This is a genomic window from Sphingobium sp. YR768 (assembly GCF_900111125.1).
Classification (GTDB): Bacteria; Pseudomonadota; Alphaproteobacteria; order Sphingomonadales; family Sphingomonadaceae; genus Sphingobium.
Genome location: NZ_FOGE01000054.1, coordinates 1 through 15,730 on the forward strand (window position 1 = coordinate 1; position 15,730 = coordinate 15,730).

18 protein-coding genes and 1 pseudogene are annotated in these 15,730 nt (G+C 60.4%); 12 read left to right on the forward strand and 7 right to left on the reverse strand.

The window, feature by feature from the left end; all coding sequences use genetic code 11:
* A partial coding sequence (locus BMX92_RS25765) for an IS630 family transposase (protein ID WP_143066913.1) occupies positions 1–417 on the forward strand: 417 nt, incomplete at its 5' end.
* A gap of 90 nt (positions 418–507) precedes the next feature.
* Positions 508–1,071, forward strand: a complete 564-nt coding sequence (locus BMX92_RS25770) for a tyrosine-type recombinase/integrase (RefSeq protein ID WP_371262540.1) — start codon at positions 508–510, stop codon at positions 1,069–1,071.
* A gap of 541 nt (positions 1,072–1,612) precedes the next feature.
* On the opposite strand, the gene BMX92_RS25780 is transcribed toward BMX92_RS25770, so the two are convergent.
* The 3 genes from BMX92_RS25780 to BMX92_RS28530 all read right to left on the reverse strand — a co-directional run bounded on the left by BMX92_RS25780 (position 1,613) and on the right by BMX92_RS28530 (position 2,572).
* On the reverse strand, positions 1,613–2,053 hold the full coding sequence (locus BMX92_RS25780) for a hypothetical protein (RefSeq protein WP_093022321.1): 441 nt from the start codon (positions 2,051–2,053) through the stop codon (positions 1,613–1,615).
* Positions 2,053–2,199: a ribbon-helix-helix protein, CopG family gene (locus BMX92_RS25785; protein ID WP_093022324.1), complete on the reverse strand. Its 147-nt coding sequence runs from the start codon at positions 2,197–2,199 to the stop codon at positions 2,053–2,055. The genes BMX92_RS25780 and BMX92_RS25785 overlap by 1 nt, the downstream gene beginning before the upstream one ends.
* A gap of 205 nt (positions 2,200–2,404) precedes the next feature.
* The gene (locus tag BMX92_RS28530; RefSeq protein ID WP_371262542.1) at positions 2,405–2,572 is read right to left on the reverse strand and encodes a hypothetical protein; all 168 of its coding nucleotides are present in this window, start codon (positions 2,570–2,572) and stop codon (positions 2,405–2,407) included.
* A gap of 124 nt (positions 2,573–2,696) precedes the next feature.
* On the opposite strand from BMX92_RS28530, the gene BMX92_RS28535 reads away from it, so the two are divergent.
* The 5 genes from BMX92_RS28535 to BMX92_RS25810 are packed head-to-tail and all read left to right on the forward strand — an operon-like array spanning position 2,697 to position 5,846.
* Entirely contained in the window at positions 2,697–2,933 is a 237-nt protein-coding gene (locus BMX92_RS28535; RefSeq protein WP_093022327.1) for a hypothetical protein, read from the forward strand.
* A 37-nt stretch (positions 2,934–2,970) separates the two neighbouring features.
* On the forward strand, positions 2,971–3,099 hold the full coding sequence (locus BMX92_RS28540) for a hypothetical protein (protein WP_371262541.1): 129 nt from the start codon (positions 2,971–2,973) through the stop codon (positions 3,097–3,099).
* Between the two features lie 11 nt (positions 3,100–3,110).
* Complete coding sequence (locus tag BMX92_RS25800) at positions 3,111–3,923, forward strand: hypothetical protein (RefSeq protein WP_143066914.1); 813 nt, start codon at positions 3,111–3,113, stop codon at positions 3,921–3,923.
* Between the two features lie 22 nt (positions 3,924–3,945).
* Entirely contained in the window at positions 3,946–4,179 is a 234-nt protein-coding gene (locus BMX92_RS25805) for a D-Ala-D-Ala carboxypeptidase family metallohydrolase (RefSeq protein ID WP_218145862.1), read from the forward strand.
* Positions 4,179–5,846, forward strand: coding sequence for a hypothetical protein (locus BMX92_RS25810; RefSeq protein ID WP_093022336.1), 1,668 nt, complete (start codon positions 4,179–4,181; stop codon positions 5,844–5,846). The genes BMX92_RS25805 and BMX92_RS25810 overlap by 1 nt, the downstream gene beginning before the upstream one ends.
* A gap of 865 nt (positions 5,847–6,711) precedes the next feature.
* Here the strand turns inward: BMX92_RS25810 and BMX92_RS25815 are convergent.
* Complete coding sequence (locus BMX92_RS25815; RefSeq protein WP_093022339.1) at positions 6,712–8,010, reverse strand: alpha/beta hydrolase; 1,299 nt, start codon at positions 8,008–8,010, stop codon at positions 6,712–6,714.
* A 173-nt stretch (positions 8,011–8,183) separates the two neighbouring features.
* On the opposite strand from BMX92_RS25815, the gene BMX92_RS25820 reads away from it, so the two are divergent.
* The 5 genes from BMX92_RS25820 (at position 8,184) to BMX92_RS25840 (ending at position 12,765) form a co-directional block, all read left to right on the forward strand.
* Complete coding sequence (locus BMX92_RS25820; RefSeq protein WP_143066915.1) at positions 8,184–8,381, forward strand: hypothetical protein; 198 nt, start codon at positions 8,184–8,186, stop codon at positions 8,379–8,381.
* 5 nt (positions 8,382–8,386) lie between these two features.
* Positions 8,387–9,745 (forward strand): radical SAM protein, encoded by a 1,359-nt coding sequence (locus BMX92_RS25825; protein ID WP_143066916.1) that lies wholly within the window; start codon positions 8,387–8,389, stop codon positions 9,743–9,745.
* Between the two features lie 285 nt (positions 9,746–10,030).
* On the forward strand, positions 10,031–11,050 hold the full coding sequence (locus BMX92_RS25830; protein ID WP_256213637.1) for a radical SAM protein: 1,020 nt from the start codon (positions 10,031–10,033) through the stop codon (positions 11,048–11,050).
* 126 nt (positions 11,051–11,176) lie between these two features.
* Positions 11,177–11,755: a hypothetical protein gene (locus BMX92_RS25835; protein ID WP_093022350.1), complete on the forward strand. Its 579-nt coding sequence runs from the start codon at positions 11,177–11,179 to the stop codon at positions 11,753–11,755.
* An 11-nt stretch (positions 11,756–11,766) separates the two neighbouring features.
* Positions 11,767–12,765 (forward strand): nucleotidyl transferase AbiEii/AbiGii toxin family protein, encoded by a 999-nt coding sequence (locus BMX92_RS25840; protein ID WP_093022353.1) that lies wholly within the window; start codon positions 11,767–11,769, stop codon positions 12,763–12,765.
* 449 nt (positions 12,766–13,214) lie between these two features.
* Here the strand turns inward: BMX92_RS25840 and BMX92_RS25845 are convergent, their stop codons facing one another.
* From BMX92_RS25845 to BMX92_RS25855, 3 genes and pseudogenes are all read right to left on the reverse strand, one after another.
* Positions 13,215–14,624 carry a DEAD/DEAH box helicase gene (locus BMX92_RS25845; RefSeq protein WP_093022357.1) on the reverse strand — a complete coding sequence of 470 codons (1,410 nt, stop codon included), beginning with the start codon at positions 14,622–14,624 and terminating at the stop codon, positions 13,215–13,217.
* A gap of 79 nt (positions 14,625–14,703) precedes the next feature.
* A complete protein-coding gene (locus BMX92_RS25850; protein ID WP_093022359.1) occupies positions 14,704–15,045 on the reverse strand; it encodes a hypothetical protein in 342 nt (113 codons plus the stop codon).
* 61 nt (positions 15,046–15,106) lie between these two features.
* A pseudogene (locus tag BMX92_RS25855) lies at positions 15,107–15,640 on the reverse strand (nucleotidyl transferase AbiEii/AbiGii toxin family protein); the annotation flags it as partial.
* Positions 15,641–15,730: the final 90 nt, after the last annotated feature.

The window sequence follows — 15,730 nt, forward strand, 5'->3', positions numbered from 1 at the left end:
CATGGCCATTGGAAAACCACCACTTTCACCGGTGCGCTGCGCCTGACGGGCATGACTGCGCCGATGGTCCTGGACGGTCCCATGACCGGCGAATGCTTCGCTGCCTATGCCCAGCAGGTTCTGGCGCCAACGTTGCATCCTGGTGACATCGTCATCCTCGACAATCTGCCGGCGCATAAGGCAATCGCTGCCCGTGAAGCCATCGAAGCGGTTGGAGCGAGCATGCTGTTCCTGCCGCCATACAGCCCCGACTTCAACCCAATCGAAAACGCCTTCTCCAAACTCAAGGCTATCCTGCGAAAAGCCGCCGCCCGAACTATCCCGGAGCTATGGCATGCGATACGTGACGCGTTGCCACGCTTCACTCACGAAGAATGCGCAAACTATTTCACAGCTACCGGATATGAGCCAGAGTGATCGGATTCTGCTCTAGGCCTCGGCACTTATCCGGAGGTCAGCCTTGGAGATGCGCGGAAGGGCCGGGACAAGGCCCGCACCCTGATAGCCTTGGGTAAAGATCCCGGCGTCGAGAAAGTACGCAAGAAGGTTCAGGACCGAATCTCTGCCGACAACACCTTCGCCACGGTCGCTGCCGAATTCATCAACAAGCGAACCAAGGAAGGCTGGGCAGAAAATACCCTGGCCAAGGCTGAATATCTGCTGGGCAACCTGAGCCCTGCGATCGGACGGATGCCGGTGGCCGAGATCATGCCGGCCGATCTGATACCCGTCCTCAAGCGCGTCGAGGGAAAGGGTAATCTCGAAACGGCGCGGCGGATGCTCCAGTTCGCCAGCCAGGTCTTTCGCTATGCGGTCGCCACGACTCGGCTTGCCTCCGACCCAACTCGCGATCTCAAGGGCGCGCTGATCGCACCGAAGCCCAAGCATCACGGCGCGATCATCGATCCCGTGAAGGTAGGCGAGCTTCTACGCGCGATCGACGGCTACGACGGCAACTATGTCAAGCGCGCCGTGTCTCACAACCCCGGTGTCAACTATGCGCCGAACGTCTTTGCCAAGATGGCAGAGGGTAAGGGGGATGGGCAAAAACGCATTCGAGCGGGCCTTTGAACGGCTGCTGCATGTGGGCAAAATTGAGCTGGATGCAGCCCTGTGGCAGGACACCCATCGGCATTGGAAGCAGGGCATAAAGGCCGTCGAAAAGTGCGGCGCCCCCCCTGCGGCCACCCCCTGCGGCGACCTGCGGCAACCCTATAGCCAAGTCATTGAAAACGCTTGCGGCGACCTGCGTGCGGCGACCTCCCTATATACTACGTATAATAATGGCGCGGCCCATCGTCCGGCCGCGCCAAATGATGCGGAGGGGCTGGACGTCAACGGGGACATAATTGGGTGGAACGATGAGACTGGAGGTAAGTTCTGATGGCGAGAGCAACGCAAGATCCGCGCAAACCCGGCGCCGGCGTCAGGAGCCTGTCCCTGTGCCAACGCAGCGGAGCGGGAGTTACCGAACATCCCAAGACGGGCGCGCGGTCGCTGGCTAACGGGAATGTTGCCGCCCACGGCGACTTCATCGCCATATCCGGGCGTTGAATAGCCTTGCTGCACTTCGAATGGATTGGGACTGCGGCTCTGCGCAATGCCGAGAAAGTCAGTCAGCATCAGCAAGCTCCTCCGACATGGCTTTGGCACGCTGGGCAACGGAGGGAGAGACGAGGCCAACAACCGCATTCAACGACACTGCCGCCCGCTCGTCGCCACGGGTGGCGAGCCGATCAAGGATGGAGATGGACTCGGTCAGCAGTTCATTGCCTTCACCATCATCGCTCTGGGTGTCGAGAAAATCGGAGAGGTAGCCCAGCGCCGTGGCGAGATTGTTAGCGTCATCAGCATTGCCTTGGCTGGCAGCAAGCCGAGCCCAGAACATCGCCTCGATCGCCGACATCATGGCGCCGAGCCGGTAACCCCGTGACCAGTGGCCGTTCATTTCTTTGAGACAGTAGGCCGACATGGCACGCTGCGCACCGAGGTTCCCGCGAGCGGCGATGGCGATCAAGGGCGCAAGATCCCCCAAGGCGGCATTGGCGTCCATCAGGCGGCTTTGCTCAACTGGTGGCGCAGCGCCGATCGCATGAATTCCGACAGGCTCATACCCTGCTGGCGAGCACGCTCATTGGCGGCGGCGATCAATGCACCGTTTACGCGAATACGAAGCGAAGTGTTCTGCAGCGAGTTCATATGCGCCTCCTAATGTGGGTACATTGTAGGCATTTTATCTTTTAAAATCAAATTATTGAGCATTCTCGTCTGGCGGTTGCCAGCGAAAGGCAGCGGTTGCCAGCGAAGTCCAATTGAGGACTTTCGCCATGGCTCCCGCTATTATTTTTTCGCATGACTACGGAAGAACGCGGTAGGCTAAGGCGGTCTCAGGCTCGCATAGCGCTCAGGCGCCCTGCATGTCTCGCCGCGCCGCCTCAGCCAGAAATCGCGCCATTGCCCGAACCTCATCCATGGCGACTGTGCGCAAACCGTGGCGAAGGTTATGCTTGTTTCCGCGAGGGGCGCCCGGGCTTTTGCCGCCGTGCATCCGACACCTCTTCTTCCCCTTGATCGCGGGTGATTGGCACTCCGTTCCCTGCCGAGTCTTGGCCAAGCAGCGGGGGGATGCCCGCAGGCGCATGACCCGCGAAGGGTGCATAAGGTTGTCCGGCTGAATTTCCATTCTCACCCCCGTAGTGATTGAACTGGTCGGCAACGATTGCCTGCCCGCCTTCATAGACATGGACGTGCCGGACGACCTGCTCTCCGCCTCGCCGCATCTTGCCCAGAGCGTCCATCTGAGCGGTAACTGTCCGCATCATCTTGGTGGCGAGATTGCCGTACTCCATCGTCGCCTGCCTGTCGGTCGTGTGCCGACATCGGGACGCCATTTCGATCGCAAGACGGTGAGCCGCGTACATCTGCACGCCTAGCGCACCTTCAACCTCGTTCTGCGGCTGGATTGCAGCCATGAAAGCCAAGGCCGCGCTCGCCTGCTCTCCCGTCACCTCGCTCGCACCGCGCTCCTTCGCCACCTTCAGGAGATCGATCAATATCGCGTTCAGCCATCCGTTCGAGCTTGATCCGACAGCTTCATGAAGCATGGCGGCGTGACCGTTCCCGTCGCTATGGGTCGCAGCGAGCGCGGCAGTCGTTCCTTCATTGGTAAAGCTAATCTCCATCTCAGGGCGGATCGGCATCTTCTTGTAGCGCAGCATCGCCGTCGCCATGGCCTCGGCCTCTGTCGCTGTCGGCCTGCGCTTCGGATTGGCTGGAACCTCTGCGCCTTGGGTTTCGGCCAAGCTCCGATTTCGCTCATCGCCCCCGACGCCACCTTGGAGCAGGCTGGATCGTTCCCTGCTCTTTCAGCCATGCCTGGCGCTGAGCCAAAGAAGCCCGGCTTTTTCGACAAAGGCGGCGGCTGGGTTGATGCTCTCGGTATTCTGGGTGACGCGCTGGCTGGCGCTGCTGGTCGGCCCCCGGTCTACACCCAGATGAAGATGCAGCGGCGCGAGATCGAGCGGCGGCAGCAGACATGGTCGCAAAAGCAGAAGGCGGAACGCGACGAATGGCTGTGGCGAGAACAGTGGAAGCAGGCGCACCCTGACGACCAGTTCACCCAGTTCATGGTGGCCGGCGGCATTGATCCACGATCGCCGCAAGGGCAGGCCCTCTACAAACAACGAGCCGAAGGCATGGCTGCCCCGCCACTGATGGCCATCGACGGGTTCGATGCGCAGGGCAATCCAACCAAAACCTTTATGCCGCGCCCAACCTTCGCGCCGGGCCAAACGACGCCAGCAGGGCCTCCCGTAGGCACCACGCGCAACGGCTATCGCTTCAAGGGCGGCAATCCCAACGACCGTTCCAGTTGGGAAGCGGTAGGAGGTGCATCGCCCGCCGGCGGTGCCACCTTTCGTTGATCCCAGGATGGCGCCGGGCCGAATGACCAGCGGGCGGCGAACCGTCGAAGGAAACAGGCTCGTCGGGGGCGTGCCACGTAGCGCGCACCTTAGCGGAGATGCCGCCGATTATGTCGGTGCCAGCGAGGCCGAGCTTCGTCGCTATTTCGGTCCCTCCGCGAAGATTATCAATGAGGGCGACCACGTCCATGTCGAACAGCGCGGCTATGGCCGCACCCCATATTACGGCCATCGTGGCACGATTGGAGCGCGATAATGCAAACGATGCCTTGGGATGAAGACTGGAGCCAGCCGCAGGCCGGTGCCGGCACGGGCGGCTATCCGACCATCACCACGCCGCGCGATCCGCGCCAAGTTGCGCGAGAGGATCGCACCGAGACCCGCGCCGAGCGCGATCAGCGCTTGCAGGAAGAGGCGGCAGCGCGTGATCGAGATCGCTTTAATGAGCGCAATAAGCCGACCCTTCCGGCAGGCTATGCCTGGGCACCAGATGGCAAGACCGCTGTGCGTATTGCAGGGCTGCCGCCTGAAGCAGGCGTGACGCCGCCGCAGTCGGACAGCGATTTGGCTACCGTGCGCGCAGAAGCCATCGACAAGATCAAGCTTGCGCGCACGCTCCAGCAGCGGTCCCGTGATGGCTGGTTCGCAACCGGCTTCGGTTCGGGCATCGCTGGCTCAATCAATGGCACCGGCGCTTACGATGTAGCGCAGGACACCGAGACGCTGAAAAATGCCGGCGCCCTGACGCGCATCATGGAAATGGCGAAGGCCAATGGCGGTAAGAACCTGCTGACCCCGCTGTCCAACTCCGACTTTCAGGCATTGGCGAGTAGCCTTTCCAACCTCGAAACTGGCCAGAGCGACGAGCAATATCAGCGCAACGTCCAGCGCGTTATCGACCTCTACACCCGTGCCTATCAGGGCGCTGGCGGTAAGGATCTGGAAGGGGACATCGACCCGAAAAAGAGAAAGCGGTCGGAAGTCGTTCCTCCTGCAATCGGTGCCGCTGGTGGCTCGAACGGGGGCGGCGTTGCCGGGGGTGGCGGGACGCCGCCTCAGTTCGGGGTTGCCGCAACCGGTGCTACGAAGACGGAGCATGACCCGGCACTGGCTGGCCTGAACCAGCGAGTCGCTTCCATGCTTTCAGGCGGGGCTTCGGATGACGAAATTCGATCGTTCGTCGCTCAGTCCGGCGGCCGGGCAGATATGCGGAGCGTTGATAGCGTGCTCGCATTCCGCCGAACCCACCCTAATTATCGTGGCGGCTATTCGGTCGATCTCGAAAATCGCGAAGTACCGACAACAGCCTGGAACCGTTTTGCGGCTTCGCCTGCCGGCACTGGCATCTATGCCGGGATCGACGCAGGCTTAGGTGGAATGACGGACGAACTTGCCAGTGCGTTGGGCGGTGGCGATCTTGCCACGCTGAATGCGCGGAAGCAGGCGGCTTTCTCGGCAAATCCAAAATCGACGTTCGCCGGCCAAGCTCTCGGCACAATTGGCGGCATGGCAGCTTTGGGCGGTGCAAGCCGCACAGCCGGTCTCGCCAGTAAATTCAGCAATCCGCAGTTGGTCGGTGATATTGCCTTTGGTGCTGCTTCCGGTGCCGGCCAGAACAACGACAATCGGCTTTTGGGCGCCGGATTGGGAGGCGTCGGCGGCCTTGTGGGCAACCGCGTCGGGAACGTCGCAAGTCGGGGTATCGGAGCTTTGGTCCGAACGGAACCTGGGCTTGCCGTCACCAATCGTGTGCGGGGTATGATGTTCAGAGGATCGCCAATTTCTCGTGCGGCCCCGCTTACCTCGGCAGAAGACACGACCCTGAGCGCGCTGAACCGTTCGGGAATTGACGACGTTCGGTCGTCGCTGACGGAGGCCGGGAGCCGCTCGATCGGATATGAGGCAGCGACAGCGATCGCATAAGCTGACCGAAGCTGGGCCAAGGCAGCCGCGCCATCCAGTGTCGCTTGGTCTTCAGCAACGTCGAGACGCGCCGAACTGATACGCGCATCCTTCTGGTCGGACCGTTTGAGCCAGAGGGCGAGAATCGCCTGCCGTTCCTGAACGAACGCCGGATTCCCAGCCTTTGCGATCACCATTGCCAGAAGCGAACGCGCCTGGAGAGTGTCAGGGTGCGAGGAGCCGAGCGTCACTGTCCGGATCCGGACGACCTCCTGCAAAGTCGTCTGTGCTTCGCTGACTTTGCCGGCGCCGAGTTCTGCCCGACCCAGCCAGTAAAGTGAGGAAAGAAGCCGCGGATCGCCGTCCGGCAGGCTTGTCATGCGCGCATCGCAGACTTCCGCCAAGGCGCCTACCGCCTGCTCACCCAGTCCCATTGTCGTGAGCACGATCCCATAGGCCTCGCTCAAAGTATAGAATGCGTCCGTGCCGCCTCCGCCAGTGCGCTTTGTTTCGGCCATGGCTTCGAGGATCGCTCGGGCCGCTGATTGCGATTTCCCCATGCGCGACAGCAGGCGTCCACGGACAGCTGCCACCTGCGCCCTACGCCGCACAGCCAGTTCATCAGAGACAATCTGCTGAGCCGCCGCATCCAGGGCCGCTAGCGTCACATCGTAGCGCCCCTCGGCTCGCTCGTTGGCTTCGGCGAGCAGGAGGTAATCATCGAAATCGAGATCCGTATGCCCTGCCTCTCGGCTTTGAAGGGTCCGGACCACAGCACCATATTCGCCCTTGTTGAAGGCCTCTCTCGCGCCGCCGGCGGCCTTCGCAGGTTCGACCATCATCAGCAGCGCGATCCACACAATGGTGAACCCACTGAAGAGCGCCCTCACTGGATCGCCCAGTAAGGCGCTGCAGCCGTTCCCTTTCGCGTGAGGCCCCTGGCCTGAGCGGCGCGTTTCAGGAAGATCAGGGCCTGCATGTCGCGAATGACACGCGGGCTGTCGGTTACATACGAGTGCCCGTAGCCGCGCCGCATTGGAGCGGCGCCGGTGGCATCGACGGTCTCAAACCCGCTGAAAAGCTGCACCTGCGGCCGCGTCAGTCCGACGCGCGGAAAGTCGTGGAGCGCGCTCGACGCACGCAGCGCGACATCATTGTTGGAAGCGTAGATCGTCCGGGACGTTCCGGACAGGGCAGACAGTCCGGGCGCGATCTGCTCACGGAATATGTCGGCATTGATATCCGGAGCAGCAAGCAGAAGGCCTTTCAGATTGGCGGGCATAGTCTTGTGGTTGGCGAGGCGCCGCGCAATCGTTCGCGTCACGACACGGTTCCCCATGCTGTGAGCAACAATGTAGATTTCCGACGCGCCCAGGGTTCCAATCTGGTCAAGAAAGCGGTCAAAGGCATCGAGCGACAGTTCCGACATCTCCTCGTCGCGAGGGTAGGCAGCGGTACGCGCTGCCGACGGCCAGCTGAAGAACATGGGCAGGCCGGGAAAGTTGAGGTCATGGCTCAGCTGCGCGGTGCGCAACGCGGCATCGTTGAACGACACGTTGTAACCATGGACAAAGATCAGGAGGCTCTTTCGGGACAGTTGGCCCATTCGCGAGCGCATTTCCGAAAGGGCAGCGTCACCGCTCATTGGCACGACGCTCTTGATGATGAAATGCTTGGCAGGATCGGCGGGAAGTTCGAACAGCCACAGATTGAGCGGGAGATTGAGTTCCCCCGGCCGCCGCGCCGTGGGTATCGATACGACAACCCGGCCGAAGCTCGGACCGGACGCATTGCGCTCGGCACCGTAGGACGCGAGCCCATTTGCAGCAGGCCCGCTTTGCCGGTTGGTCCCGTAATATGTCGTGAGCGTCACCCATTGCGGTTGTGCTGCCGGTCCGCGAATGGGATCAGGCTGCATGTCGGGGCGAACGCATTCCTGGCGAAATATGAGGTCGGCGAGATTTGCTCGCGCGCTGTCTAGCTCCCCGTCTGAAGCGTTACGTGCCTCAAGATTCAACAGTTTGGTCTTGGCGGCGGCGATACGCTGATCGAACGATTCGTAGCTTTCAGTGATCCCTGCGCAGACGTCGCGATCAGGCGATGCAGGCTGTCCCGGCGCCAAGCTGGCTGCTCCGAATCCGAGCACGAGCATGGTGATGGTCAGAACGAAGCGCAGGCTCTTCATTCTTCTGCCCCCAAGAGAAGAAACAACCAGATCAAGGTATCAAACATGCTCGGAGCCAGCAATTTCTTTGCGTTGACTAAATGCTCCACTTGGCCTCGGAGCAGTTGCGCGACAGCAGCTCTGAAGTTACACTCGTTCACGCCGAGACCTACCCAGCTACGGGGGAGAGAAGCATGGCCAAGACGTCAGCAAGTGAACCGCCGAAGAAATCCGCAGCGGTCAATCGCAGGCTTGTTAATGAACTGAAGAAGTATCTCTCCGATGCGCCGGTCGAAGTGGTCGGTCACATCGAGGCGCCTGCCTACTGCTGCGGCAACGGTACGGTAGCCCTGGTGAAGATCGACATGGGTGATCCCGCGTCGAAGAAGTGACCTCGGTGGCTTCTGGCCTCACTGCCGGTTCCACACAATTCCTCGACGAGGCGGTCTCGGTCTGCTGGACCGGGGAACGCTTTGTGCTGAGACATTCCGGTGGAAATATCGATCATGATCTTTCTGCCGGGCAGGCTCTTTCGCTTCTGCTTCTCGGCGAGAACGGAAATCCAGAAACCACCCGCTCGACGATTGCAGCGGTCGATGGCAGGTTTGCACACGAACTCGACCATGTGATCATGCGCTTTCCGACTTATCTTCGGGGCTCGAAGGCTCGAAAGATGGATGTGGGCCTCTGGGGCAATGCCCTCCAGTCGTCGCCGCGTGCGCCAAGGCCGGACCAGGCTGCTCCATCGTCAGTGACGTGGCTACTTACGCTCGAGTGCAATCGCCGCTGCCCCTACTGCTTTTATCAGATCATTCCGGTCAGGCCTGAGACTGGTCGATGGCCTCGCGATGCCGCTCTCAAAGGCCCTACGGCGGCCGAGCGTATTGCGGAAATGGGGCGGATCGGCGTCGCGGATCTCTACCTCACGGGTGGTGAACCGATGCTGAGGCCCGATATCGGGAGCATTATCGCTCAGGCGTCGAGTCATGGCATTCGCGTCCACATGGTCTCGAAATTTCACATGCACGCGCTGCAGGCCGAGGCGCTCGCGGATGCCGGCCTTCATCACATCACCATTTCACTGGATGATCTCCGTCCGGCGGAAGGGAAGCGGCTGACCGGAGCATCGAACTATCCTGCCGAAGCTCTGGCGAGCATCGAGGCCTGTCTGGCGGCCGGACTTGATCTCGAAGTGAATGCTGTCGTGACAAGCCTCAATGCCGACGGACTGGGTTCGCTGGCCGATCGTCTCGAAGATATCGGCTGTCGGAAGCTGAGCATCAGCGCGATGCAGACACCCCATTTTCGTTCGAGCCACGCGAAGGGCCTTGAACCTCAGGCCGACCTGAGACCGCTCATGGACAGACTTCTGGCGGGTGCTTCCGGCACTATGGCGATCGATTTCGGTGCGGCGGGCGGGAACGACAAGGCCAAACCATGTGGCGCCACGCTGGTGTGCGAAGTCGGTCGTCGATCATTGCACATACTTCCCAACGGGGACGCCACGCGCTGTCACTATATGCCCAAGCGACCGGATCTGGTGATCGGATCGCTTCTCACTCACTCGATCCTAGACATCTGGCGCAGCGACACGTTCGAGCGCTGGCGCCGACCGGAAAGATCCATGTTCGCCGGTACAGGATGCGCCAACTGTGGCGGTTTCGACGGCTGCAATTCCCGCGGACGCTGCGTGGCATCGGCTTTTCTTGAGGCTGGTCAGGCAAATGCGCCGGATGCCTTCTGCGGTGCCAGCTAACCCATGGGCTGGCAGGCAGCATCGGGCTTTGCCATAGCTGTCGAGGATAGACGCTGCTTTATCCGCCGGACCTCCGATGGCGTGCCCGTCGCTGCAGTCGAGCCGATCGAGGCCGCATTGCTCGGGATGGCCGGTCCTGCGGCGGTCCACTCCCAGTGGGGATCACGCGGATCGACCGCTCTGGATCATCTACTCTTTCGGCTGCGCGCGCTGATAGTCGAGACCGACGGGCCGGGTGCATGTTGGCCCGACGTAGAGGCGCTGCGCGGTCACATCCCAGGCGCGATGCGACCGCTTCCGGCGCCCCGTATCCTTCACTGGTCGGTAACCGAGGTATGCCCGCGTCGCTGCGTCTACTGTTTCGCAAACCCTCGACACGGATCTCGTGCATCCGACTCAACGTTGCCGCGCGACAGGCTGCAGACGCTGTTCGCCGAGGCGCGGGCTTTGGGCACCGAAGGCGTGCTGCTTTCCGGGTCTGAGCCGCTGCTTCGTCCCGATCTCCCGGAGATCATCGGCGACGCACGGCACCTCGGCCTGGAGGTGCTCCTCACAACCAAGCATCCGATCAGCGCGAACCTGGCTCATCGTCTGCGCGACGCGGCGTTGCCGTCAATCGCGCTGTCCGTCGACACACTTGATGCAGGCATCTCGGCGAGCCTGATTGGAAGCAGTTCCTATCCGGAACAGGTTCGATCTACGGTCGCGAGCCTGAGGAATGCAGGAGTCGGGTTCAGCATCCAGGCTGTCCTGACACCTCAGACGGCAGCCCATCTCGACGCGCTTCTGTACTTTGCCTCTAAGAACGACGCTGCCGGCATTCAACTCGTACCGTTCGAACCGGTCATGAGCCCCATCGCTCCGTTCGATCAGGGTGAGCTTCACGTTGCGCGCGAGGTGGCGGACGATATCGTCGCAAAGGCGCAGACTAATTTTCCGGGGCTTCGTGTGACCCTGTTCGACAAGGCAGCACAAGGAGAGTGCTCCGGCGTCCACTGCGACATAGGTGCGACCAAGTTATTCTTCACTCCATCCGGGCGCGTCCATCGCTGTTACAAGCTGACGGACGACCATAGCCTTAATGGACCGAGCCTAACGGAAGTCGGCATAGCCGAGGCGTGGCACGGCCAGGCATTTGGCGCCACGCTGCTGCCATCGCGTGACGACTATGCTGGCTCCGCGTGCGGCACATGCGGAAATTTCGGGTCATGCAATCGCAGCGGACGCTGCATCTTCGAGGCAAAGAGCCGCTTCGGCTGCTATGCTGCGCCGGACCGCTCCTGCGCCTCGGCGGTAGCTGAATGACGATTCGATTCTCCTCCATCGCAAGTCGGTTGTCGAAGAAGCATTCCTGTCTGCAGTGCATGAATTTTTAATGAGAATTGTTGCATAAGACATCCTGTGCCCTTACTTAGGCGCAGGAGATTTGACATGTCGGCCCTCAGTGAGCTCAAGCGCCACCTGCGCCCTGGGCAGGTTTACCGTCGCAAGGATCTTGCGCGCTGGTCCAACGCCGTCGATCGTCATGTGCGGCAACTGGTGGACGAAGGGCGCCTCGAAAAGGTTTCGGCCGGTGTCTACATGGCGCCGCGTCAAACTAGGTTCGGGACGGCACCGGCCAAGCCCGAAAAGCTCGTCGAGACATTCCTCGGCGACGACCGTTTTCTGATGGTCTCGCCAAATGCGTTCAACGGGCTTGGGGTCGGTACGACGCAGTTCTACAACGAACCGGTCGTCTACAATCGCAAGCGGCACGGGAAGTTTACCCTCGACGGGCGTGTCTATGATTTCCGCATGCGGCCGTCGGTACCGAAGCGGCTATCCAAGGAAATCCTGCTGGTCGATCTGCTGCACAATCTCGATCGGCTGCCGGAAGACAAATCGGCAGTGCTTCCGCGCGCGCTTGAGCGGGCGAAGGAAATGAACCGTTCGCGTCTCGCCAAGGCCGTCCAGGATTTCGGCTCCGCGCGGGCTGAACGCTTGCTCGCCCCGGTTCTTGAGCGAGCCTGAAGGCACACGTGATGCTGCTCCACGATCATGAGGATTTCGACGATCTCTTGGCGGTCGTCTCGCGGGAGCAGGCCATCGATCCGGGGCTGGTCGAGAAGGATTATTGGATCATGCACACCCTCTGGGGCTTGCAGCAGTCGGGTTTTCGCTTTGAGCTCAAAGGCGGAACGTCGCTCTCGAAGGGGCATGGCCTTATCCATCGGTTTTCCGAGGACATCGACATCCTGATTCACCCCGACTTGGACGATCTGCCAACCGGCAAGAACCAGAACAAGCCTGCCCATATAGAGGCACGCCGTACGTTCTATGATGGTCTGTCGGCCAAGATCACGATTCCTGGCATAAATGAGGTCGAGCGCGACGACGCATTCGATGATCAGCGCATGCGCAGTGCAGGTATCCGCCTGCATTATAGTCCCCGCAACCCGCTACCGGAGGGCGTCAAAAATGGGATCTTGCTGGAGGCTGGTTTCGATCAGGTGGCACCCAATCGGCCATGCCTGATCAGTTCGTGGGCCTATGACAAGGCGGCGGCGAGTGATCTTCCTGATCTCGCTGACAACCGGGCGTTCGACGTACCCTGCTACGAACCCAGCTACACACTGGTCGAAAAGCTTCAGACGATATCGACGAAGTTCCGGCGGCACCTTGAGGATGGCAGCATGCCGCAGAACTTCCTCCGCCACTATTACGACGTCTACTGCCTCCTCGACGATGCCGACGTTCAGGCGTTCATCGGCACCGAAGCCTATGTGGCCCATAAAGACGCTCGCTTCCCGGCTGCAGATAACAAAGTGATCGCCGAAAATCCCGCATTCGATCTTTCGGACCAGACCACACGGGATCACTTCGCCCGCGCCTATGCCGCCACGTCTGCGCTCTATTATCGCGGGCAACCCAGCCTCGACGATATCCTCAATCCTTGGGCGCATCCAAAAGTATGCGGATCGCCTGTAAGAGATGACCGCGCGCCTACGTCAAGCGGACGAGGCGAAAGCGGTCGGATTTAATGCGGAAACGCGAGATCCGAATCATGTTGAACGGGTCAGCCGGCAGCGGAAAATGGCGGCGAAAGGACTCGAACCACATGAACAAAAAGTTGCAGGGTATCGATGAGGGTATCGACGGGTGGCCCTTAGAAAAAAAAGAATATTTATCAAGTCACTAGCGCGATTTTCGAGTCCTCTTCTGCGTGAAATCCAAGGCTGTCCGATGGCGTCCGAGTACGTCCAGAGAGAGCTATTTCGGGTAGATTTGATGACCTTGACCGCCGCCGTCGAGCGCTATGCGCTTCTTTGAAATGCCGACTGGTACGCCCACGTGTCGTCACGGACAGCGGCCAGCGCTGCGATGCTGGCCTTTGACCGCTGCCCGAGAGCCATCGTTCAGTTATCCACCAATCCAAACCAATGAGCAGCCCGGCGGCCCTCGGTTTGATCTCGATACGCCATTCTCATGATTATTCGATCGTATAGCCGAGGGCTCGATATCCGGTTCGCCGTTTTACAGCCATGCGCGCCAGCATTGGAACCGTTTCGTCGACATAATCGACAACGAGAACCTCGGTCTTGCCGGCATGCTGGCGGTGCAGCCGCCCGACATACTGAGCCAGCGTGCCTTTCCATGAAATAGGCATCGTCAGGAAAAGCGTGTCGAGCCGCTGGTCGTCAAATCCCTCTCCGATGTAACGTCCGGTCGCCAGAATCAGACGCTCCTCACCATCCGGTACGCGCAGCACGGCTTCCGAAGCCCTCCGTTCAGCCGCCGACATGCCTCCCCGCAGAACGACGAGATTGCGTACAAAACGCGAGAAGCGGCGTTGGAGATAGTCGAGATGATCCCGCCGCTCGGTCAGAACAACCGGCGATCGCTTCGCTTCGAGCGCCTTCAGAACATCGTCGAAGATTATGTCATTGCGCGGTTCGTCCTGTGCGAGGGCAGCATAGACAGCCGGCATGGAAGGGCGGTCCAACGCAGCCAGCGGCGGCGGCAAGCGGAACGCTGTCCGGCGATGCCTGGCGCGATGCACAATGCCCCGCTCAGCGGCTTGCACGCGCGCATCGACGCGATGACGGACAGGGCCACATTGCATAAAGATGATGGGATGATGACCATCCTTTCGGGCAACGGTCGCCGATAACCCCAGCACGTATCGCGCCTTGGCTCGCCTTGCCACCAACTCGAAACTTACCGCCGACAGATGATGGCATTCATCGACAATGATATGTCCGTAATTCGCCACCATGTCCGAAACCTCGCCCTTGCGCACGAGGCTCTGGATCACCGCGACATCGATGATGCCCGTAGGTTTTCGGCGTCCTCCGCCGATAATGCCGATTTCCTTGGGATCGATGTCAAGGAATGTCCGGAGACGCTCGACCCACTGGGTCAGTAGCTCGCGGCGGTGAACGAGAATGAGCGTGCTGCGCGCCCGCTCAGCAATGAGTGCGGCGGCCACGACCGTTTTTCCGAATGCGGTCGTTGCTGCCAATACCCCATAATCATACGGCGCCAATGCATCGAAGGCCTTCACCTGAGAGCCGTGTAGCGTGCCCCGAAAGCAAACTTCCCTTGAAAATGGAGAGCCTGGCGTCCGTAAGTCTTCCACCACCGCTTCGGCCCCGTGAAGGCGGCGGCCCACCGCCGTCGGCAAGCAGCGGAAGCCGAAAAAGCGCGCCTTATCCGGATCGATGCCATTGCACGACGGGGCGCGAGCGTCTGGCAGGAGGTGGAAGCTGAAATCGAGCGCCGCAACGCTCCCGGCTATGACAAGGCAGCCGCCCTGCTTCTCGATCTCCGTGCCATTGCCGAAACGCGAGGCACGCTGACCGACTTTGGCCGACGGCTTAACGAAATCCGCGAGCGGCATGCTCGGAAGGGGCGTTTCATCGAACGGCTGGCAGCATTACCTTAGCCGCGCGGATCGGCTCGATAAATCATACTGGCCGTCAGTAATCGCGCGCGCGCTGTTGTTTGAGTTTTTTGACGCGGTGCCGCTGATAGGCTTCAATCTGGCGGAATATGGCGCAACGTCTGTCGAAGATAAGATGGGTTATGGATACGAAGAAGGGGGTTTTAGCGTCCGGTCCGCCGATATTCAGACCACAAACTATCCCACCCTCTTCGCCCATGTAGAAGATTTTTGTGACCAGGCACCTGTCCGGGATCGCGGATTCAGGCGACTGCTTCGCAAGCATGCTTTGGACGTTCGGCGACAGTCTGGTTTGCAATGGAAGCGAGGTTTCCATTTCTGCAACAAGGCGGTCGGTTTTGGCAGGATCGTCTATCATTGCAGATGGACCGCAGGATGACTGAAATGCCGATGCCGACCCATATTTTCGGACGAAAGAGTCATTCCCCGACCATCTTTTCAACTTTCGCGAGGAAGAGGCGGTCGCTCCATAATTCCAACGACTTTGCCTCCGCCGGGCGCAGGAAGCGCTTGACATCATCGGCGGCCGCCTTCCAGTCGATCGCGGCTATATTGCTCCGCAGCGTGTCCGCCAGCCATGCCATGTCGATCTTGAGATCTTCCTGCCCTGCCCATGGGCCTGCCTGGATGAGGGCCGCCTGGAGATGCGTCAACTTGGGAGACACCCCGTTCGAGACATACCAGGAGAAATCATACCAATCCCTGCCCTTCAGATAGCCCCGACAAAGCAGCGCATGGATTTTCAGCGCGAAATTGGAAGGTAGATTCTGATGCCGCACCTCGTAATCGGAAGGAAAATCGAGAAAGGTGGTGGCTTCGCCTGACCCGGGCGGCGGATTGGTGTCAATCTCCAGCTTGATTTTGATCGTCCTGCGGCGTCCCGTGCCTGCGAAGGTCAGATCGAGCTGACTCGCGATGGACTCATCCTTCAGCACGGCTTCCCGAACCGTATGCATCCGGCGAGACGCGCCTTGTCGTGAGGTAGGGGCCTGCTCTTAAGAACGCTCTCGAGAGCACGCTTAGGAGCAGTGGATGCGGCAGAT